The organism is Okeania sp. SIO3I5, from assembly GCF_010672085.1.
In the GTDB taxonomy this organism is placed as follows: Bacteria; Cyanobacteriota; Cyanobacteriia; order Cyanobacteriales; family Microcoleaceae; genus Trichodesmium.
On the sequence record NZ_JAAHHT010000016.1, the window covers coordinates 51,176 to 72,789 of the forward strand.

General features: G+C 36.6%; 15 protein-coding genes, 1 tRNA gene and 1 pseudogene. 11 read left to right on the plus strand and 6 right to left on the minus strand.

The genetic code is table 11. The annotated features are described in order from the left end of the window. Positions 1-1,258: 1,258 nt before the first annotated feature. From prmC to F6K40_RS05455, 4 genes are all read right to left on the minus strand, one after another. Complete coding sequence (gene prmC, locus F6K40_RS05440) at positions 1,259-2,164, minus strand: peptide chain release factor N(5)-glutamine methyltransferase (protein WP_293132472.1); 906 nt, start codon at positions 2,162-2,164, stop codon at positions 1,259-1,261. Positions 2,165-2,396: 232 nt separating this feature from the next. Continuing rightward, positions 2,397-3,158, minus strand: coding sequence for a Tic22 family protein (locus F6K40_RS05445; RefSeq protein ID WP_293132474.1), 762 nt, complete (start codon positions 3,156-3,158; stop codon positions 2,397-2,399). 1,784 nt (positions 3,159-4,942) lie between these two features. Continuing rightward, a tRNA-Pro gene (locus F6K40_RS05450) sits at positions 4,943-5,016 on the minus strand. 1,152 nt (positions 5,017-6,168) lie between these two features. Continuing rightward, a complete protein-coding gene (locus F6K40_RS05455) occupies positions 6,169-6,720 on the minus strand; it encodes a GNAT family N-acetyltransferase (protein WP_293132476.1) in 552 nt (183 codons plus the stop codon). A 73-nt stretch (positions 6,721-6,793) separates the two neighbouring features. Here F6K40_RS05455 and F6K40_RS05460 point away from each other — a divergent pair, with 73 nt between their 5' ends. From F6K40_RS05460 to F6K40_RS05475, 5 genes and pseudogenes are all read left to right on the plus strand, one after another. Continuing rightward, positions 6,794-7,519 carry a hypothetical protein gene (locus F6K40_RS05460; protein WP_293132478.1) on the plus strand — a complete coding sequence of 242 codons (726 nt, stop codon included), beginning with the start codon at positions 6,794-6,796 and terminating at the stop codon, positions 7,517-7,519. Positions 7,520-8,428: 909 nt separating this feature from the next. Beyond that, positions 8,429-9,277: an alpha/beta fold hydrolase gene (locus F6K40_RS05465; RefSeq protein ID WP_293132480.1), complete on the plus strand. Its 849-nt coding sequence runs from the start codon at positions 8,429-8,431 to the stop codon at positions 9,275-9,277. Between the two features lie 1,126 nt (positions 9,278-10,403). Beyond that, positions 10,404-10,511 (plus strand): annotated as a pseudogene (locus tag F6K40_RS40655) (hypothetical protein); the annotation flags it as partial. A 245-nt stretch (positions 10,512-10,756) separates the two neighbouring features. Next, on the plus strand, positions 10,757-11,533 hold the full coding sequence (locus F6K40_RS05470) for an RNA-guided endonuclease InsQ/TnpB family protein (RefSeq protein WP_293132483.1): 777 nt from the start codon (positions 10,757-10,759) through the stop codon (positions 11,531-11,533). Next, positions 11,475-11,822: a zinc ribbon domain-containing protein gene (locus F6K40_RS05475; RefSeq protein ID WP_293132486.1), complete on the plus strand. Its 348-nt coding sequence runs from the start codon at positions 11,475-11,477 to the stop codon at positions 11,820-11,822. Before F6K40_RS05470 ends, F6K40_RS05475 begins: the two co-directional genes overlap by 59 nt. Positions 11,823-12,180: 358 nt before the next feature. Here F6K40_RS05475 and F6K40_RS05480 read toward each other — a convergent pair whose 3' ends face one another. Both F6K40_RS05480 and tsaD read right to left on the minus strand, forming a co-directional pair. After that, complete coding sequence (locus F6K40_RS05480; protein WP_293132489.1) at positions 12,181-12,681, minus strand: GNAT family N-acetyltransferase; 501 nt, start codon at positions 12,679-12,681, stop codon at positions 12,181-12,183. A gap of 284 nt (positions 12,682-12,965) precedes the next feature. Further along, positions 12,966-14,033 carry a tRNA (adenosine(37)-N6)-threonylcarbamoyltransferase complex transferase subunit TsaD gene (tsaD, locus tag F6K40_RS05485; protein WP_293132492.1) on the minus strand — a complete coding sequence of 356 codons (1,068 nt, stop codon included), beginning with the start codon at positions 14,031-14,033 and terminating at the stop codon, positions 12,966-12,968. Between the two features lie 344 nt (positions 14,034-14,377). Here tsaD and F6K40_RS05490 point away from each other — a divergent pair, with 344 nt between their 5' ends. The 6 genes from F6K40_RS05490 to F6K40_RS05515 all read left to right on the plus strand — a co-directional run bounded on the left by F6K40_RS05490 (position 14,378) and on the right by F6K40_RS05515 (position 20,720). Further along, positions 14,378-14,866 carry a Photosystem I reaction center subunit III gene (locus F6K40_RS05490; protein WP_293132495.1) on the plus strand — a complete coding sequence of 163 codons (489 nt, stop codon included), beginning with the start codon at positions 14,378-14,380 and terminating at the stop codon, positions 14,864-14,866. Between the two features lie 283 nt (positions 14,867-15,149). Continuing rightward, positions 15,150-15,275 (plus strand): photosystem I reaction center subunit IX, encoded by a 126-nt coding sequence (gene psaJ, locus F6K40_RS05495; RefSeq protein ID WP_293102293.1) that lies wholly within the window; start codon positions 15,150-15,152, stop codon positions 15,273-15,275. A 358-nt stretch (positions 15,276-15,633) separates the two neighbouring features. Next, positions 15,634-16,446 carry a carbon-nitrogen hydrolase family protein gene (locus F6K40_RS05500; protein WP_293132498.1) on the plus strand — a complete coding sequence of 271 codons (813 nt, stop codon included), beginning with the start codon at positions 15,634-15,636 and terminating at the stop codon, positions 16,444-16,446. Between the two features lie 105 nt (positions 16,447-16,551). Beyond that, on the plus strand, positions 16,552-16,701 hold the full coding sequence (locus tag F6K40_RS05505) for a hypothetical protein (RefSeq protein ID WP_293132500.1): 150 nt from the start codon (positions 16,552-16,554) through the stop codon (positions 16,699-16,701). A gap of 278 nt (positions 16,702-16,979) precedes the next feature. Beyond that, positions 16,980-18,392, plus strand: coding sequence for a cation:proton antiporter (locus F6K40_RS05510; RefSeq protein ID WP_293132503.1), 1,413 nt, complete (start codon positions 16,980-16,982; stop codon positions 18,390-18,392). Between the two features lie 600 nt (positions 18,393-18,992). Further along, complete coding sequence (locus F6K40_RS05515; protein WP_293132506.1) at positions 18,993-20,720, plus strand: two-component system response regulator; 1,728 nt, start codon at positions 18,993-18,995, stop codon at positions 20,718-20,720. Positions 20,721-21,614 lie beyond the last annotated feature (894 nt).

A 21,614-nucleotide genomic window follows, 5' to 3' on the forward strand; every position in this document is an offset into this window, starting at 1 on the left:
TTTTTAACAGAAATCGCTCCTTCGATATAGAATCTCAATAGACATCAAACTTATTTCTTTTATTTTTCATTTTTTAATTTTTTGAAAATTTAGAGGCAATTCCAGCATCTCTAACACAAAAAACTTCTAATCCAGGGAGCTTAAGAAAATGATTTGAGCTTCAAATTAAATTATTTTTACCACTTACTCCCAATTCAAATCAAAGGTTTATTTTAACTGCGCCCCTGATTGAAAAATTCAATCTCCTCTGTCAGGTCGAGCTGCCAGTGCTGCTACAATATCAGCAAGAAAGCTAGTAGTTTTAGCAGAAACCGCTCCTTAAATATAGAATCTCAATAAACAGCAAACTTATTTATTTCATTTTTCATTTTTTAATTTTTTGAAAATTTGAGGCAATTCCAGGATCTCTGAGACAAAAAACCTCCAAACTGGGGAGCTTAAGAAAATGATTTTTGGTTCAAATTAAACAGGACTTACGCATTTTTGAATTCTAAACACTACATATTTATAACGTTATAGTTTTTGAACCCCATAAGCCGCTATATATAGTGTCTCTGCGTAAGTCCTGTTAAATTATTTCTACCACTTACTCCCCATTAAAATCAAAAGTTTATTTTAACTGCGCCCCTAATTGAAAAATTCAATCGGCTTTGTCAGGTCGAGCTGCTAGTGCTGCTACAATATCAGCAAGAAAGCTAGTAGTTTTAGCAGAAACCGCTCCTTAAATCTTAAATATAAAATCTCAATAGACACTAAATATATTTCTTTCATTTTTCATTTTTTAATTTTTTGAAAATTTGAGGCAATTCTAGCACTTCTGACACAAAAAATCTCCAACCTGGGGAGCTTAAGAAAATGATATTTTCAACTTATTCGACAATAAGACTCTATGAAAATTTTTTGAACCTTAAAAAAATGACCATTTTTGGAATTCAAAATTCGCGCATTCACACGTTCAAAAATTTTGGTTCATTCCTTAATTTCAATAATTGTTTAATTAATAGACATCTCCAAAAATCAAAAATGAAATCAATTCAAGAGCTGAAATCAACAATTTCATTCCCTATTCCCTATTCCCTATTCCCTATTCCCTGACTTCTGCAAGAAGTCTAAAGATTCAAGCCTCGTTCTTTAGAACAAAAAAATCAAAAATATTTTCCTTCCTTATTTCAAGTCTCTGACTTTCCTGCTGATGCGGAACAAACAGGCAAAGGTTATAATTTTGAATTAATAATTTTGAATTTTGAATTGATTTTCCCTACTTCAAATAAGCCATAGCAAACCTATTAACACCCTCAAAATCCCGAAAAACCTCAACCCGACAATAAGCTCCATTATCTTCCAACATTTCAGCAACCATCTCCCCTTGCCCATCCATCATCTCCACCAACCAAACACCACCAGAAACCAAATATAGTGGAGCCCTTTCAATTAAAAACCTAATACAATCTAGACCATCAACACCGCCATCAAGGGCCGAACGAGGCTCATGCTTCCTAACCTCTACTTGCAAAGTAGAAATCATACCACTAGGAATATAAGGAGGATTGGCCACCATCCCACTCACCCTACCCCGCAAATGCTCCAGCGGTTCCCACCAAGAACCCTCATAAAAACTAATTCTATGAGCAAAACCTAACCTAATAGCATTCTGTCTAGCAATAGCCAAAGCTTCTAGACTACAATCAACAGCATAAATCGAAGCATCTGTCAATACACCAGCTAAACCACAAGCGATCGCCCCACTACCAGTTCCCAAATCCACCCAAATTCCTTGTCCAAGCTCCGAAACAGCATTAGTAGCATCTACAACCAGATCAATTAAACACTCCGTTTCCGGCCTAGGAATCAAAACCCCAGAACCCACCTCCAAAGAAAAATTCCGCCAATAAGTAACCCCAGTTAAATATTGAAGCGGAACCCTATCCTCCAAACGTCGGCGCCAAAGACCATCCAACTCAACTAAAGAAAGACTCATTGAAACATTAGGCCAATCCTTAAAAGACTCCAGACGCAATGTTAATCTATCCAGTCCAGTAAACTCCTGTAACAACAAATCAACCTCAGCAACAGATATATCTTCCCTCAAAGCATCAGCCTTAGTTTGACAATACCATCGCCAAAGTTCCAGACCTGAAACGAAGCACTTAGAGGGAAAATCCATCAACCAATCACTTAGAATCTCAACTTACTTATTGATTACCAGAATTACCGAAAAATTAAGGTATAAAACCTCTCAATTACATTGATAAAAAGCAGTCGTTTTACTAGCGCAAAGCTTTGCCCCAGCAAAAACGCCATATCCAATTGACCAAGAGAAAGAAAAAAATTCCTTTTAGCCAATCCTCTTTTTTATAAGAAGAGGTAATAATTAATAATTAATAATTAATTATTAATTATTGAAGAGATTGTCTTAACTGTTGTAAAAACTCCACAGACTCCCGTGGAGGAATAAAAATAATTTTTTCCAAGAAAGGATCATTTTCATTATCATTTTTCAAGGCATTAATTACACGCTCAAGACTCACAACCTCAATCTTCACAGAAGAAGCAAAATCAGGTTGTTGAGCTTTAGCCCGATCTAACATTCCTTGCAAATCTTCCTTATTAAAAAACATAGGAAAAAATTTCTCTTCCCCACGCTGCATCGACAAATATTGATTATCCGGACCCCCACTAGCTATAAACAAAGGTACCCCATTAAACTGTTTAACATCCTGACCATCCTGCTGAAGTAAAGCCTTAGCCGATTCAACCTGTCTTTTAATTGGAAAAAGATCAAATACTAATTTATGGCCATCCGGTTGTGTAGATTGGCTCATTTCATAAACTTTACCTAGAGGAATAGGGACAACCTGAGCCTTAGCAGCCATATCAGGATTTTCTCCTTTTAATTTGTTGTTCACAAAAGCATCTGCATCGCTCTTACTCATAAAAACTGTCAGCAAAGAAAAATTAGTTTCATTACCTTCTTTTTTAACCGAAAGTACAATAGGAGAACCGTTTTGATCGGTAATTGTAAATACGGGTACTTCAATTAACTTCCGTACAATTTCCTCCTCAGGCAGTGCTAATGCAGACATATCTTTCAGGGAAGGTCCAATTAAACTGCTGGCCACTATTCCTAACACTGCACTTAAGCGAATTAACGATTTCATAAATTCTCCTGTTATATTAAAATATTGGAATTAAAAAAAACTCTAAACATTAAATAACGACAAAGCAAAATCAAAGCCAAAAAAATAAGTTTATCCTCCAATATGCTACTAATCAACATAATTTAATTTGTTTTCTATACAAATTTATAGATACAATAATTAAATTATGAATCTTTTTACACTATTGAAAACATTTATCTAAATGTTAATTTGTTAATCTCAGTAAAATTATGCTTTCTCTTCAAATTTAAACCATGAAACTCATAAATTATTTAACCAAAACCAAAATTATCATTAATTATAAAATACAATTGCTTTGTTATTCATTAATAAGTCGTCAGAAAAATAAATTTCCTAATTTCGTAAGCAAGTTCTCATACAAGATAGGATTGGCAGGATGTGTAATTAATTTTATATAGTTATTAAATAACTCTCAAAAAATTATTATCCTCAAATAACAGTAATCTATAGTATATTTAATACTTTAGTGACATACTCCTGCAGCAACATCACAGTATTGTGTGGACTTTCCTTTGAGTAATCCCGATATACCATCTTAACTCGCGTGTCTTAAGAACAGAAAGCCCTATTTCCCTACGTTTTATACTTCTGAGTGCATTTTTATTGTGACACATTAAAATGCGACTCCGGGAGACAAGAGTAAATAGTTTTTGAGAAGTACCCTACCACAAATTGATTGATTTACTCAATTTGTTACTAGCTCGTCCTTTGATACTTAAGTCTATCTTCGGCGAACCACTCCGCATCTAAGTGACGGATAATTTCATATTTCCAGAAAAATTAGTTGGCAACAAATAACTGTAACAATCTTTATCTGTTGTTGGCAAATTTATTTATATTCTTTGGCAATAGCTAAAAAAGCCTTAATCACCTAAAAATAATTAGGAATATGATTAATGGTTTATGGGTAAACAATTAATTATAACGTTAGTGTAGTATAACACAGATATTTTATTTACTGCACCTGAGAACATATTAAATATTTTCTGAAATAACTTAGCTTAATCTTTGAGGGTATTGCTAAACTGAAGATGTTTACTAAATCACACCATTACGGAAAAGCATTTTTGTGGAGTTTGTTAAATTTTTAGGCCTCAGATAGCTTTGCTTCTCTTGGTTTTGAGGAAAGTTGTAGGTTTGAGATTTGAGGTTTGAGATTTGAGGTTCAATTGAATTGAGATTTAACCCTAGCAATTGTGGACACTACACGTAAAATTTTGGGCTTTTCAGACTATTATGGAGCCAGAGGAACTGGAAAAATCTTCTACCTAGATTTCCAGTGGAAATTTGATACCCACGGTAATTTCAGTTATCACTTAGTACCTCCAAGTGAACCATTGGGATTGAAATAAGGAAATTGATTTTCTCAATAGGAGATTGGATCTTGTTAGAAAACCTAGTGGTGTCAAGCCTTAAATTGTGGATTAGGATGGAGCAACGAGGGAAGACCTCTCCTCTCCCCCCTGCCCCTCCCCCTCTCCTGCTTTTGAGAGGGGAGAAATTCCCCCTAACGCTAGCAGGGAAGGGGATTAGGGGGTTAGGTTTTTTTCACCCACATTTTTAAGCTTGACGCGCCACTAGCCATCCCTTGACCGCTTTTTCATCCCCTAAAAAGGGGAAGCTTTAGACCTGATTTTTGGGCAATTTTAATCCTTGTATGAAAAATCACTCATAAGATTGAAGTCTATGTCCATTCTAGTTTAGGTAGAAGTATATGAAGTACATATTTTTTTCAACCCCAGAGTAATTTATCAGTTTATATATCGGGATGACAGGATTTGAACCTGCGACATCCTGCTCCCAAAGCAGGCGCGCTACCAAGCTGCGCTACATCCCGGTTGAACTAAATATACTATAGCTCAATTTTCAAATTTGTGCAAGAAAATTTGAAAAAATTTCTAAACAAGCAATCAGTAAGAGTTAAGTAGAGCGACCATAAGATCGTCTATAAATAATTCTTTAGGGACTTTTCCCCAAAAATTTGAGAAATTTTGACCTATGCCATTAGGATTCATAGTTATTGATTTACTCAATCTGGCACCTTCTAAAAATCTAGACAATCCTAGACACGCTCTTCATCGGTGATGTTGAGCGATTTTCCGACTCACCTGTCCATAAGTCTACTGGCAAAGAAGGTTAATGTTCCGCTCAATTACCTTGAGTGAGGATTCCCTAGGCGGCTTTTCGTCAGACATGAAAAGTCGAGTGTTTTACACTCCAGAATTTTTGCTAAAATCCTCTGGTCTTAGCATTATGTAATAATAACACAGATTAATGCCGACAAAATATAGACATTGTGTGGATATTTGTCTAGGATAGTTTATGTTTTTAAGCTTTAGCAAGTAACAGTAGCGAATCCTTAATTATGGAAAGATTAACTTGATTTAAATGATAATCAATTTTTGCAAAGACTGCAAAAAATTATTGTTTTTTGACATCCTATCCAGCGGTTAGGCACGGAAATTCATACTGATCCGTAGCTCTTCGGTAGGTTGACGTTTCATTGGGTGCTACTACCTTGACGGCAGTTTAATCTTTCCCTGGACATCCGTTTAATATCTTGGACTGCCTACCCGCAACAACAATACCATAGCCTATTTATAAATACTTCCCTAGATCAGGCGGGGTTTAATCAAAAAGTCGCCCTAGAAGGGCGAAGCTTTAAACCAAATTTTCTGGTAAATATTCTATTAGAACAATCATTAGTCCTATTTTTAGAGGGAAGCTTGAGAGCAATTTTTTCGTTCAGGAATTAACAACTAACAATTACCTCTCCTAAAAAAGAAGGAGGATTAACAAAAAGGAAAAATTTTTCTTTTTTTTCTCCTGAAAAAGAGAAGCTTTCAACCAAAATTATTTAATAATTAATGATTAATTAAAATCAATTATCTAGATAGACCTTACCTAGTAGACTAGCAGTTTAGCTAAATCCGACTCTTACCCAATATAATATGACTCAGTTAAGCATATCCAATCAAGTCAAAAACAGCTAATCTGGATACCAGAACATTCCTTTAATTCCCTCTGGGTCAGAGATAAAACCTAAATTTCGGTAAAAATCAACAACATGAGGGTCTGCAAATAAGGTAATGTTGCTGATATCCTCACTACGAAGTTTTTTGATGATGTAATTCATCAATGCCTTTCCCAAACCTTTGCTTTGGAAGTCAGGATGAACAACTACATCCCAAAGAGTGGCATTAAAAGCATGGTCAGATGTCGCTCTAGCAAAACCAATCAGTCTTCGCTGACTACCTCGCATTTGCCACATGGAGACCACAAGAAAACTATGTTGAATGGCCTTTTTTACTTTACGCAATGGACGACGAGACCAACCAACAGCATTGCAAAGATCTTCGAGTTCATAGATATCTATATCTCGATCGGTACTAAAAAAGATACGTCCATTACCTCTATTAGGTGAACTAACAGCTTGAGAAGAAGCATCTTGTCCCCCAATAGTTGTGTATCTTTCATAATCTAAATTTTGAGACTGAGATGTTGGCTCAGAACCGGTAAACAAATTTTTCCAGAAACCCATGCAGGTGTGGTTAAGTTAGTAGAAGTTGGATGACATTATTAGATAGTATATATCCCGTTCCCTCTCTTCGATTATGGCTCCGGGTTTAAAATCATCGACATTAGAACTGCTAAAGCGCTTCAACCGAGCGTTTCCACAGTTTTATGAACAATTTGTCAGTAGTGATATTCAACTGCAAAATTTGAAACTAGCATATCAACTCTATAAAAGCAAACAAGCTGTAATAGAGCTAAAACCAGAAAGCAACAAAAGTGCCCTGCACTTTACCTACCGAAATCAATCGTTCTTACTCAGTGATATTTTTGGAGTATTAGCTGCTTATGGACTAACTATTCATAGTCTTAGTCTTTATGGACAAATTTACCCACCGATGTTGGTCTTTATCAAATTAGTAATATCTCGGGGGGGCAAAGCATTAACAGAGAAAACCTCGGAAAATGTTTGTCGCGCCATCCGTGAATCACTAGCAGGCCACTTCGAGGTGGAAGAAATGTTGGCAGTAGAATTTAATCTAGATAGTGGTTTAGAGGAGGTAGAAACAGAATTTTATGTCGATCCTGTATTTCATCTACCAGCACTATTAATTGAGGCCGATAATCAACCAGGTCTATTCTACAAAGTTATGTATGCTATCTGGCAGGAAGATTTGTTGGTAGTTAATGCCAATTTGTTAGTTTGGCGTGGACGAACTCGCCTCATTCTTTATCTCCTGGGGCCAAATGAAAGTTTGATTCCAGAATACCTAGGCCAGAAAATTGCTGAAGGTGTGCGACAAAGATTGATGGGAGAAAGGTACTAAATTAATTAATAATTAATAATTAATAATTAATAATTAATCCCCAGAGGTTTTTAGCCTCTCCTTATTAATGAGAAAAAAGTGCGAGGAGATTTCCATACTTGATTCAATCCTCTAGGTTTTTACCAAAGGTACTAAATTAATTAATAATTAATAATTAATAATTAATCCCCAGAGGTTTTTAGCCTCTCCTTATTAAGGAGAAAAAAGTGCGAGGAGATTTCCATACTTGATTCAATCCTCTCGGTTTTTACCAAAGGTACTAAATTAATTAATAATTAATAATTAATAATTAATAATTAATCCCCAGAGGTTTTTAGCCTCTCCTTATTAATGAGAAAAAAGTGCGAGGAGATTTCCATACTTGATTCAATCCTCTCGGTTTTTACCAAAGGTACTAAATTAATTAATAATTAATAATTAATAATTAATAATTAATCCCCAGAGGTTTTTAGCCTCTCCTTATTAATGAGAAAAAAGTGCGAGGAGATTTCCATACTTGATTCAATCCTCTCGGTTTTTACCAAAGGTAATTATTACTCTGGTGATTAAATCTAAACATTGACAGATCAAAATTTTAGGCTTTAAGGAGCGAAAAAAAGTGCAACTTTATTCAGCAAAACCTAATTATTCATTAATGAATCTTACCGAATAATTATTAATTATTAATTATTCACCTTTATTATTCTCCCCTGAAAAGCGGAAAATAATAAATTTTTTCCTTCTTGCTCAATCCTCTCCCTTTTAGGGAGAGGTAATTATCAATTATCCACAATTATCCATTAATGAACAAATTCCCATTTCTTCTGTAGGGGCGATTCGCGTTTGCGCAGGATTCCGCAGGAAATCTCCCCTACGACTCCTACCCTCACCCATAAGACTTTTTCAGCAAGTCCTACTTAAAATAAAAATATGCCAACTATAGATATTCGAGGGGTCTCACACGCCTATGAATTGACTAACCCCACTCAATCTCCTCATGTACTTGTATTTATACATGGCTGGCTTTTAAGTCGTCACTACTGGCAACCTTTGATACAAAGACTATCAGTAGATTACCAGTGTTTATCTTACGACTTGCGGGGATTCGGTGATTCTCAAATCTATTCAACCCAACAAAAATCAATCTCTAGCTATAGTCCAACTGATTATGTTGAAGACCTAGCAATACTATTACAGAAACTCAATATATCTAGTGCCTGGCTAATAGGCCATTCTCTGGGAGGGACTATTGCCTTATTCGGAGCTGATAAAATTCCCGACATTATCAAAGCAGTAGTCTGTATTAACTCTGGTGGTGGGGTTTATCTCAAGGAAGAATTTGAGCGATTTAGATATGCAGGGACACAAATAATTAAATTTCGCCCTAGTTGGTTACCTTATTTACCTTTTATTGAACAAATATATACTGGGACTCAAGTGGCTACTCCCCTCTCTCGTAAATGGGGACAACAACTATTATTCGACTTCGTGGCAGCATCTTATGAAGCTGCTCTTGGATCGTTATTATACTCTACTACAGAATCAGAGGTTAATCGACTCCCACAAGTAGTATCAGAATTAAAACAACCTGTTTACTTTATTGCCGGAGCAAAAGATACAATCATGGAGCCTAAATATGTACGACATTTAGCTAGTTTTCACTGGATGTTTCAAGGCGACTGTAAAAATGTCCTAGAAATTCCTGAATGTGGTCATTTATCTATCTTAGAAAAAACCGATATTGTGGCTACCCATATTCAAAGTCTCTTGAATAAATAAATCTTGTATTAGTTAGTGGCATCCTAAATGATTTATCAAAAAAAACTGTAGAGGTTTGGAGAGCAAACTGAAGCGAAAAAGGGATTTGCAAACCAAACCCCTACGATAGAATATTACAAGAAATTTAGGATTGCTATAGCTCTAATTATCTACTTGAAAATCAACTTTAAGTATCAAAACATTGTTAAATATCTATTGCCAGTATGAGAGTCATATATCAGAGCTAGTTAGGACTTTACTGATTAACTCTTAAAGCTTTATAGCAATCAGGAATCAGATGTGAAAATTGAGGTGTTCTTTAAAAGTAGAGAATATATAGTAATCCGCGCTTATGTTGCGGGTAATCAAAAAGTAGAAATAAACTCCTAAACTCTTACCCATTGCCCATTGCCCCCAAAGCTCCATACCAAAAAGTAGCAAGATTTGTGACACGAATATGCGGAGGATTGTTATAGTAGTTATCTTATTGATATATATTTTTTTTCTTCTTCTATGTTCCCTGTTCCCTAAAAATATCCAATATCTCACAACTTAAATCTTATGGCTATATCTGTGAATGATTTAGCTTTTTGAGAGCGAAAAAAGTACGAGCTTTTCAGTCCCTAGAGCTGCAAAAAATTAGCATTTTTAGCAGATAAGGGTGAAAAAAATAAAAGGACGGTAGTCGTGTACAAGTAGTAATTTTTGCATTTTTATCCCTTACTTTGAAAGGATTTTACTCATAAATATCACTACATCTACAAGGCTACCCAAAGGACAATTATTCAATTTACCAAAAAATCAGGTCTAAAGCTTCCCCTTTTAAGGGAAAAAAAATATTTGGTTCATTATTTCAATCCCAATGGTTCACGCTTGAGGTACTGATAACTGATAACTGAAATGACCTCCTATATAATTCCCCTAACCCTTAACTCCTGACTCCTGATTTATCTAATGTTGGCTTTTATACCCGCGCTCTCCCGTAGGGGAACGCCGGGATGAATGCCAACCCATCCTAAAATAAAGTCACTTAATATTAGTAACAGGCCCAAAACATTGAAGTCCAGATACAAGTACCGTATCTATCCAAATCAGATCTAAATAACATTCATTAAATCAACTATTTGGTTGTTGTAGATATGTTTGGAATAGCACATTAGCACATTGTAACCAACTATATTCTAACGGCCAAAAGAAACCAGGCTATGTGGACTTGAACTTTACAATTCATAACTCAAGCATCCGCAAAAATTAGTTTGGTTAAAAGAAGTTGCATCTACTCCATTACAACAGTCTCTCAAAGATTTAGACCGTAGGGGCGAAAGGCCTTTCGCCCCTACAAAAATTTCTTTAATAGTTGCAAGGTTAAAGGTAAAGGAATTAAGGTTAAACCTCCGAAATTCAAATCCAGAAAATCTAGACAATCTGCAAGATTTGTTGGAGGCAATTACAAAATTGCTCAAGATAAAATCTATCTACCAAAGGTAGGCAAAATTAAAATTGTTTGGTAAGCGAGATTTGTCTAGCGAGCCTAGTTCTCTAACAATAATCAAAGATTCAGCCAATCGTTACTTTGCTAGTTTTGTAGTAGAAATAAACCCTGAACCATTGCTTAAAACTAACAGCTCAACAGGAATTGATTTAGGCATTTCGACTTTTGTAACTTTGAGCAATGGAGAGAAAATTAATACTCCAAAACCTCTCAAACAAAACCTGAAAAAGTTAGCTAAATTCCAGCGTCAATTTGGGAAAACAGAGATAGGCAGTAAGCGCCGTGAAAAAGCCAGGAAAAGAATTGCCAAACTACACACAAAAGTGGTGGTGGTGCTGAGGAATGGTAGAGAGAGTGTGGGAGGTGTGGGAGGTGTGGGAAGTCTGGGAAGTTGGTTCGTGTGGGAAGTCTGGGAAGTTGGTTCGTGTGGGAAGTCTGGGAAGTCTGGGAAGTTGGTTCGTGTGGGAAGAAATTACAAAACTTATGTATCTTCGCCATTCCTCAGCAGGACTACCACAAAAGTTAAAGACATTCGCACAGATTTTTTGCACAAGTTATCAACTGATTTAGTCAAAAAATATGACACAATTGTGGTAGAAGATTTTAATATTTCTGGGTTGGTTAAAAACCGGAAATTAGCTAAAGCAATTAGTGATTTAGGATGGAGACAATTTAGAACTTGTACCGACGTTTCGCGAAACGTCGCTTCTGCCAAATGCGAGAAATATGGTAAAGAATTTAGAACTGTTTCTAGATGGGAGCCTACTTCACATCCATTGTTCTAATTGTGGTTTTAAAGGAGGCAAAAAAGAACTAAATGTCAGGGAATGGACTTGTTTGAATTGCGGTACATTCCATGATAGAGATGTTAATGCTGCTGTAAATATTCTGAATGTAATTCAACTAAAAACCAAGGTTGAAATATTTGAAGAAAAAGTAGTAGAAACGCCGGTCCTACTATCACTTTTCAATGAAGTCGCCGTTCGCGTAGCGTCCCGGAGGGAAGGGTCAACGGTCGATTTTTATCGGACACGGAGGAAGCTTGGCTACTGGCAAGCCAGCATTTTTCAGTGATGTGTCAACCCGCCCTGAGTCATTCGAGTAGGGGCGATTCGCTTGCTCGCCCCTACAGTCTGTTCGAGTGATGGATGGGAATCCCGCGCTGTCTCGCAATCGCCGCGTCGGGAGGATGTCAAAACTCTTACTCTCACTCATGCATACTTTTTCAGCAAACCCTAGCCATTTATAAAAGGGCTATTTCGTTTTAGAATAAAGTGACAATTTTACTAGCTTTTAGAGATTGGTTGATATAAACTTCAATCCTTGAAAAGGCTTATGTTCCTGGTTGGCACAAAAAGTCAGAAATTAGAAGGAAATAGCCCTATATAAAACCACTTTAATAAAAGAGGAATTGTTTATTAGTTTCCTTCATTTATTTTTCTTCATTAATATGAAGCCCTACAATTACTAAATCTTGCTTAGTACCATCTAAATCAGCTACTTTTGGTAAATAACCCCAACGTTGAAAACCAAATTTATCAAATAAACTTAAGCTAGGAATATTATGAGCAAAAATAAAGCCGAGCAAAGTCTTAATTCCTAACTGAGGACTACGATCAATTGCCTCTGAAAGTAATTTTTTTCCTATGCCTTGACCTTTATATTCAGGAGCAACATATATACTTATTTCTACAGTAGCTTTGTAGGCTGGCCTACCATAAAAAGACTGAAAACTTAGCCATCCTATAACTTTATTATCTATTTCTACAACTAAAATAGGACGACTATCTCGTGAGTGTTCTTGATACCAAGAAATACGACTATCAACCGATATAAGTTCCAAATCTCCAGTAGCAATACGACTAGGAATTGAAGCATTATAAATTTCTACAATTACAGCTAAGTCTTTGGCTTCGGCATTTCTAATTTTCATTACTAATATAGCAGTCTATAGTAGGGAACAGGGAATAGGGAACAGTTGGAAAAACATTTCCTAATCTGAGATTCATCATCAGTAATTGTCAAGAGCAAATTCTTTCTTGGCTATAGTTTGAAAAAGTTAAGTAAAAGTATGGGTCATTTCAGTTATCAGTTATCAGTTATCAGTTATCAGTTTCTGTAATAGAAGGATTGGTTAAAAGGAATTTTTTTCTCCTTGAAAGGGGAGGCTTTAGACCTGATTTTTTGTAATAGAAATTGATATATTTTTCCCGACTTTTAAACTAAAGGAAATTTGTATAATTCCATCACATCTTGAATACCCATTCGAGAACTAGCTCCTAAGTTAAGAGATGAAATATGGCCTCGACTCAGATGGTCAACTGCTGCACAACCAATCATGGCTGCATTATCTGTACATAATTTGAGTGGCGGAAATAGTACCTGCAAATTATGACTTTCTGCTGCTCTACTTAAGTGCCATCGTAAACCACTATTAGCTGCTACACCTCCACCAATAGCAATTGTATTTAGGCCATAATCTAAGGCACAGGCGATCGCTCTTTTTGTTAGTCCCTTTGCTACGGTTTCTTGAAAGCTGGCTGCAATGTCCCTGGTTACTGAAGATTCAGATAATAATTCACTACCCTCTTTTTCTAATTTCTGAACTAATCTTAATACGGCTGTTTTTAGTCCACTGAAACTAAAATCATAAGGATGATAACCTCCTCCTGGCAAAGAAATTTTCCCTTCAGGAAGAGCAAAGGCTAATTTATTGCCTTCTGCTGCTAATTTATCAATTATTGGACCTCCCGGATAACTAAGCTTTAATAATCTAGCTACTTTATCAAAAGCTTCTCCTGCTGCATCATCTCTTGTTTGGCCTAAAGTTTCATATTCTCCACAGTCTTTGACATAAATCAAACTTGTATGGCCTCCAGAAACCAGTAAGCACAAAAAAGGTGGTTTTAATTCTGGTTGACTCAGATAAGTTGCATAAATATGACCTTCTAAATGATGGACTCCCACAAATGGTTTGTTATGGACAATGGCTAGAGTTTTTGCTGCTGTTAGGCCCACTAATAGAGCGCCAACTAAACCAGGGGCACAAGTAGCTGCTATACCATCAATATTTGGCCAATCTAAATCTGCTTCTATCAAAGCTTGGGCGATCGCCTGATTAATTGTTTCTAAATGTTGTCGTGAAGCTACTTCTGGAACTACACCTCCATAAAAGCTATGGATATTAATTTGTGACTTTACAATATTACTTAAAACTTGACGATTCTTAACAATTGCCACAGATGTTTCATCACAACTTGTTTCTATAGCTAAAACCCTTGTCATTGCTTGATAAATTGATATTAATATTGTTCAGAATATTAGCACTAAATAAATTTAGTGTTGAGATGATTAAATTATTGTAAAATCAGACAAACAAGAAATACCTGCGGTGAAGCACATCGTGGTAAAAATACCTGTGGAGATGATGCAGAGAGGCTTAGACAAATATTGGCCTAACTAGCATTCATTGAAGTAGAAAATCTGGATCGTGAGGTCAAGAATACCAGTTCCAAACTATTGGCTTTGGAGTTGGGAAAATCTTAATCAGAAAATCCTTACTTTTAGCTTAATTTAGCAACAAAAGTATGGATAATTGTCAACACTTTGTAATAAAAGGAAACAATTCTATGAAACGATTATTGGCTTTAGTTTTAGCCATTAGTCTTTGGGTAACTTGTGTACCTACAGCATCAGCATATAATTTAGTACCTTGTTCAGAATCACCTGCTTTTCAGGCACTAGCTGAAAATGCTCGCCCTACTACCGACGATCCCGAATCTGGTAAAAAGCGATTTGAACGTTATTCTCAACAACTTTGTGGAGAAGATGGTCTACCTCATTTAATAGTAGATGGAAGTTGGAATCACGCAGGGGACTTTACTATTCCCGGCCTTTTATTCTTGTATATTACAGGTTGGATTGGTTGGGTAGGTCGGTCCTATCTTCAAGCAATTAAATCCGAGAAAAATACAGAGGAAAAAGAGATTGTTATTGACGTGCCTTTAGCAATCCAAAAAATGCTAGGTGGATTTTTATGGCCTTTAGCGGCATTCGGGGAATATACCTCTGGCAAAATGTTTGCTAAAGACAACGAAATTACTGTTTCCCCTCGCTAGATTGAGTGACCAACGGAGCAGTTAAATAATGGTAATTTTAGTCAGTATAAAAATACTAATTAATAATTACCAGCTGGATCTAAAACAATGTTTTTAAAGAAGCAGTCAGCAATTAGTAATCAGTAATCAGCAGGATTATTTTTTTGAGATAAGCGGATTTTAATCCAGTCAAAGCTGATAGCTGTTTGTGAAGTATTCCGGTACGGAAATGCTAAAAGCTGATAGCTAATTAACATTGGGTAAACAATACCTGATTTAAAAATCAGTTTCAGGAGAAATATTTATGCAAGACTTACTTAAGTATCTGTCCACAGCCCCTGTTTTGGCAGCAATTTGGATGACTGTAACAGCAGGAATTTTAATCGAATTTAATCGCTTTTTCCCAGACCTGCTTTTCCATCCAATGTAAAAGCTAAAAAAGTTAACTTGAAAAGTTAATTAAAGTTTTGATGTGAATTGTCTGAAATATTCAGATTAAATTGGATAGTCTGAAACAAGATTTAGATAGAATTTAGCATCAATAAATACGAAAAATAGTGGTTAATTCAGAAATCAATATTCTCAATAAATACAACATTTGTTTGAAAATTTGATTTCTGAAAAAACCCTAGATAAAGTGGCGATAGTATTAATGAAGTGCAGTGTTTTTTCTATTCCCTATTTATTTGGTAAAATCTAAAAATTGTGTATCTCAGCAAGAGTGAGAAACGCTATACAATAAAAGTAAAATCAAAAAAAACTTCTAAGACCTCTGAAAAACTGAGTTAATGAAATCTTATATCACTGCAGCAATATCAATGACAAGCGTGCCTGACTTGTCAAAAAATTTATCACAGGCAGAAGAATTAATAGATTTAGCTATCCGTCAAGGTGCAGAATTAGTTACCTTGCCCGAAAATTTTCCCTTCCTAGGTGAAGAGGAAGAAAAAATGTCTCAAGCAGAAGCGATCGCTACAGCAAGTGAAAAATTTCTCAAAACAATTGCTCAAAAATACCAAATCACCATTTTAGGAGGTGGGTATCCAGTACCGACAACAGATGGCAAAGTCTACAATGTTGCATCTTTAATTGATCCTACTGGCCTAGAAGTAGTCAGGTATGAAAAAGCGCATTTATTTGACGTTAACATACCCGATGGTAATACCTACCGAGAATCAAAGACAGTGATGGCAGGTACTCAGTTACCATCAGTTTATTCATCCAAAGATTATGGTAATTTAGGTATATCAGTATGCTATGATGTAAGGTTCCCAGAACTATACCGACATCTCTCAAGTAAAGGAGCAGAAGTTTTATTTGTACCAGCAGCTTTCACCGCATTTACAGGAAAAGACCACTGGCAAGTATTACTCCAAGCGCGGGCCATAGAAAATACCTGTTATGTCATCGCTCCAGCTCAAACAGGTAATCACTACGGCAGAAGACAAACTCATGGCCATGCAATGATAGTAGACCCCTGGGGTGTGATTTTGGCAGATACTGGTGATGAACCAGGAGTGGCGATCGCAGAAATTGACCCTATTCACTTGGAACAAGTTCGTAGACAAATGCCATCCCTCCAACATAGAGTCTTTAAATAATTAATAATTAATAATTAATAATTACCTCTTCTTAAAAAGAAGAGGATTGATTAAAAGGAAATTTTTTTCTTTTTTTTTATCCCTGAAACGAAGAGGCTTTATATTTTGTCCCCTGTCTTGTCTCCAGCGATCGTTTCCAAATTAACAGAACAGATACATCAAGCCCACCAATTCCTAGTCAAACCAGGTAAAACCGTTCATAGCAGTGTGACAGCAGAACCATCAACACTGGCGGTATCTCCCAATGTGCCGTGAAGAATATCCCCAAAGCGCTATTTTTTGACTGATTTATGGCCAACTGACATGAGTATTTATGTTGCGCTTTCTTTTTCTTGACTTGGCAACCATTAGGGATGACTCAAAGTCGGGAGCAAGATAACGCGATACTAATCAGTTTTCACTCATTTTTGATTTTGAATCGTAACACTATTTTCAAGAAATTGCCAGGAATTCTCAAATCTAGTAATGCACCACTGCTCAAAGTCCTGTTACATTAAATCAGGATGATTTAGAAAAACTTAATGTTTAGTTCAATGGCAGGGTCCAATTTTTTTAGTGAAATTTTCTTATTTCCTTTATCAGGGAAAATCACACCAATACTAGCTACGGCCACAGAAGGGGGAGCCGAACCAGCAATGGTAGTAGCAGGAGTGCTGCTGAGTTTAGTGGCCATTTATATAGCGAGTAAAGCAGGGGGTGAATTTTTTAACTGGTTAGGTTTTCCACCTGTATTAGGAGAATTGGTGGGGGGTGTAATTATAGGTATTTCTGCCCTAAATTTAGTAATTTTTCCAGAAAGTGGAGTTGATAGTTCTTCGTCAGTAATTATTAACATCTTACAAGCAACAGCAGGTCTAAGTCCTGACGCTGCCGAAGCTACATTTGAAGCACAAAGTGAGGTACTAGAAGTTCTAGCAGAACTGGGTGTCATTATTTTGTTGTTTGAAATTGGTCTAGAATCTAACATTAGAGAATTAAAACAAGTTGGTATTCAGGCCATAGTTGTAGCAACTGTTGGAGTAGTATTGCCATTCGTTGCAGGTACAGCAGGAATGATTACCATATTCCATGTCTCAGCAGTACCAGCAATTTTTGCCGGGGCAGCACTTACAGCGACGAGTATTGGTATTACTTCTAGGGTACTAGCAGAAATTAACCGTCTCAATACAAAAGAAGGTCAAATTATTCTTGGTGCTGCAGTTATAGATGATGTCATGGGTATTATTATCCTGGCAGTGGTAGCAAGTTTAGCTAAAACTGGCGAAATAGATATCGTCAACGTTGTCTATCTAATTGTTAGTGCCACGGTATTTTTGGTGGGCGCAATATTGCTAGGTCGTCAGTTCAATAGCGTTTTCGTTTTCTTTGCTGAAAAATTTAAAACTCGTGGCAGGGCAGTTATTCCAGCTTTGACAATTGCATTATTTATGTCTTACATTGGTGCTGCTATCCATTTGGAAGCAATATTGGGAGCTTTTGCTGCTGGATTAGTTTTAGATAATTTAGATGAAACAGAAGTTGGACGGGAATTGGAAAAACTAATTCTTCCTATTTCTGATGTGATCGTTCCTATTTTCTTTGTGACTGTGGGAACAAAGACTAATTTGGCTGTTCTCAACCCTGCTGTTCCTACTAACCGGGAAGGTTTAGTGATTGCAATCTTTTTAATAGTGGTTGCTATTGTCGGTAAGGTTGCCTGCGGTTTTAGTGTCTTTGGTTTGGGTCCAGTTAACCGTTTAGCTGTTGGTGTTGGTATGGTGCCACGGGGTGAAGTTGGTTTGGTTTTTGCTGCAGTTGGTTCTGCTAGTGGTGCTTTATCTCCTGCTTTGAATGTGGCAATTATTCTGATGGTGATTCTCACAACATTCTTAGCCCCTCCCCTACTGAAAGTAGTGTTTGGAGAAGCAGAAGCAGAAGCAGAAGAAGTGTCGGAAACTTCAGGGTAGTGGACTGATACAGCTAATGGGTGTGCATTAGGTCAGGTGTACTTGATTGTATGTTATCTCATCCGGTTTAATAGTCATAATTACAGCAATTTCGGAGGCGCGTGAGGTACAAAATTTGGTCTAGTAATTTTGGTAACACAGCCTTCTAGACTGTAACAAGCAGGATGCTTGAACTGCAAATTCAACTGTACCCCACCTTCCTCATGCATTGCTGTAAAGCTTGTAGTAGGGCTTTAGTCCGAACATATAGATCGGGACTTACGCACAACCACCATATCTAGTTAAAGGTCGTTAACCCCTAAATATTTTGTATAATTTGATATGCGTGCGCAAGTCCTGTAGATATTGTTCAAACCCTACTACGAACAAAAACTTTTTTATCTCTCATTATTCGGACATCATAATAAAATCTCTAGCTATGCTCTCAACTGGTACAATTTTTGTTTGCGAATTCCGAAGCAAAGGAAAGAAGCTAATATCATGTTCGGATAATCAGTTATAAAAAAATCTTTTTCCTTTGAACCTTTCTTTTCCTTCTGCCATCTGCCTTCTGCTTTTCTGTAAATGTCTAATGACTAACTAAACAATTCTTGTTAATACATGAAAACACCGATTATTCTTGTCGTGGATGATGAGCCAAATAACTTTGATGTGATTGAAGCCCTGTTGGCAGCAAACGATTATGAATTACATTATGCCAAGAGTGGAGAGGCAGGAATTAATTTCCTGAAATCAATTCAACCCGATCTTATTCTCCTAGATGTAGCGATGCCTGGGATGGATGGCATGGAAGTTTGTAAGAAGTTAAAAGCAATGCCCCAGTGGCAATTTATTCCGATCATTATGGTGACAGCTCTGACAGGCAAGGTGTTTCTATCTAGATGTTTAGAAGCTGGCGCAGATGATTTCATTAGTAAGCCAATCAGCCGTTTAGAACTTAACGCTCGCGTGCGTTCAATGTTGCGCATTAGCCAACAACATCAGCAATTATCCACCTTTAATGCCCAGTTGGAAGCAACCGTACAGGAACGAACAGAGCAGTTGCAAACCATTATTGCTCAAGATAGCCTGACGAAACTGCCTAGTCGCACCTATCTCCTGGAGCAATTAACAGACTGTCTAGCTAGAAAAGATTCAGCTTTAGCTGTTCTTATTCTCGACTGCGATCAGTTCCACTTAGTGAATGGTTCTTTTGGTCACTTGTTTGGGGATAAACTTCTGTTTGCGATAGCTAAACGATTACTGCAACTGACTCGCCCTAATGATATCCTGGCACGCCTTGGTGAAGATGCGTTTTGCTTGGTAATCAATCCTATTGCTGAGGGAGATACCACTGCTATTGATTCAGTCATTCAAATGATTAGAAACAGTTTTCATCAGCCTTTTCTAGTGAAAGGGTGTGAAATTTATATGACTGTCAGTATGGGAATTGCCTTTAGTGAGGAAAGCTCTCAAACAGCAGCGGAACTCCTTCATGCTGCTGACACAGCTATGTATCAAGCGAAGCTTAAAGGTAAGGGAAGTGTTCAAATATTCTCCCCACAGATGCATATTCAAATTCACGATCGCTTGACTCTAGAAGCGGATCTCCAACGAGCGTTAAATAATCAGGAATTTACGGCATTTTATCAGCCTATTATTGACCTTGAAACTTTAAAGATAATCGGTTTTGAAGCATTAATTCGTTGGCAACATCCTGATAAAGGTATTATCTCACCAGGTGTCTTTATCCCTTCCATGGAAACCTCGGGTTTGATTGAACCTGTCGGAGTTTTAATCTTTCAAAAAGCCTGTCAGCAGTTACAAGTCTGGCATCAAAAGGGATGGCCAGAGTTAACAATGAGCATCAATGTATCACCTAGGCAATTTAACTCTCCAAGCTTATTAGATGACATTGAGCGAGTGTTGAATGAAACCAAGGTGAATCCAGCATGCCTTAGCCTTGAAATTACCGAAAGTGCTATCATGGGCAGTATTGAGAAAGCGATCGCTATGACGAAAGAGTTACAAGCTCGACAGATTCAACTGAGTATTGACGACTTTGGTACGGGTTATTCATCTTTGAAATATTTAAACAGCTTTTCAGTCAATAATCTTAAAATAGATCGTTCTTTCATCAAAGAGTTTACCTCAGAAGACAATCATTATCCAATTGTGAACACAATTGTAGCGCTTGCTCAAGAATTAGGATTATCGATTGTGGCAGAGGGAATTGAAACACAACAACAGCTTTTATGGCTCCAAAACCTAAAGTGTGACTTTGGACAGGGCTATTTTTTCTCGAAACCGCTCCCAGCAGATGAGATAGAAAGAAAATATTTGAGTTAGTAATATCATATCATGTCCGGTTGAATACTTAGGGTTTGCTGAAAAAGTATACAATAGTAAGGGTAGGAGACAGGAGGAGTAAGGAGTAAGGAGTAAGGAGTAAGGAGTAAGGAGTAAGAAAGGAAATGAAAATGCATAAATTTTTAAATTCGTATTCATGCTTAACATTTGTAAGTTGAGGAAGTAATGAGCGCGATTATTGTATAACCGGACATGATATCATCCCAAATTTGTAAATTCTCAATTCTAAATTCTAATTAGGGCTTGCTAATTAATTATCAAAGTGTTGAAATATAAAGGCTTCAGTCTTTTTTAAGCGAAAAAGGTGCCAGCTTTTCAGTAGAAAAAGCTCAAAAAGCTAGTATTTTGGGATGATTATGGCAGAAAAATTGAGGGACAAGTCTTACTTCTACCTCCTCTATAATTCCCATTTCTCCTGACTCCTGACTCCTGATTCCTGATTCCTATCTAAATTCTAATTAGGGCTTGCTAATTAATTATCAAAGTGTTGAAATATAAAGGCTTCAGTCTTTTTTAAGCGAAAAAGGTGCCAGCTTTTCAGTAGAAAAAGCTCAAAAAGCTAGTATTTTGGGATGATTATGGCAGAAAAATTGAGGGACAAGTCTTACTTCTACCTCCTCTATAATTCCCATTTCTCCTGACTCCTGACTCCTGACTCCTGACTCCTATCTAAATTCTAATTAGGGTTTGCTAATTAATTATCAAAGTATTGAAATATAAAGGCTTCAGTCTTTTTTAAGCGAAAAAGGTGCCAGCTTTTCAGTAGAAAAAGCTCAAAAAGCTAGTATTTTGGAATGATTATGGCAGAAAAATTGAGGGACAAGTCTTACTTCTACCTCCTCTATAATTCCCATTTCTCCTGACTCCTGACTC

Bases quoted from the DNA above. Each gene is read 5' to 3' on its own strand.
- F6K40_RS05465 (WP_293132480.1), top strand. From the start codon at position 8,429: ATGCCAACTATAGATATTCGAGGGGTCTCACACGCCTATGAATTGACT.
- F6K40_RS05490 (WP_293132495.1), top strand. From the start codon at position 14,378: ATGAAACGATTATTGGCTTTAGTTTTAGCCATTAGTCTTTGGGTAACT.
- F6K40_RS05500 (WP_293132498.1), top strand. From the start codon at position 15,634: ATGAAATCTTATATCACTGCAGCAATATCAATGACAAGCGTGCCTGAC.
- F6K40_RS05455 (WP_293132476.1), bottom strand. From the start codon at position 6,720: ATGGGTTTCTGGAAAAATTTGTTTACCGGTTCTGAGCCAACATCTCAG.
- F6K40_RS05460 (WP_293132478.1), top strand. From the start codon at position 6,794: ATGGCTCCGGGTTTAAAATCATCGACATTAGAACTGCTAAAGCGCTTC.
- F6K40_RS05475 (WP_293132486.1), top strand. From the start codon at position 11,475: ATGGTAAAGAATTTAGAACTGTTTCTAGATGGGAGCCTACTTCACATC.
- F6K40_RS05515 (WP_293132506.1), top strand. From the start codon at position 18,993: ATGAAAACACCGATTATTCTTGTCGTGGATGATGAGCCAAATAACTTT.
- F6K40_RS05510 (WP_293132503.1), top strand. From the start codon at position 16,980: ATGGCAGGGTCCAATTTTTTTAGTGAAATTTTCTTATTTCCTTTATCA.
- psaJ (WP_293102293.1), top strand. From the start codon at position 15,150: ATGCAAGACTTACTTAAGTATCTGTCCACAGCCCCTGTTTTGGCAGCA.
- F6K40_RS05445 (WP_293132474.1), bottom strand. From the start codon at position 3,158: ATGAAATCGTTAATTCGCTTAAGTGCAGTGTTAGGAATAGTGGCCAGC.
- tsaD (WP_293132492.1), bottom strand. From the start codon at position 14,033: ATGACAAGGGTTTTAGCTATAGAAACAAGTTGTGATGAAACATCTGTG.
- prmC (WP_293132472.1), bottom strand. From the start codon at position 2,164: ATGGATTTTCCCTCTAAGTGCTTCGTTTCAGGTCTGGAACTTTGGCGA.
- F6K40_RS05480 (WP_293132489.1), bottom strand. From the start codon at position 12,681: ATGAAAATTAGAAATGCCGAAGCCAAAGACTTAGCTGTAATTGTAGAA.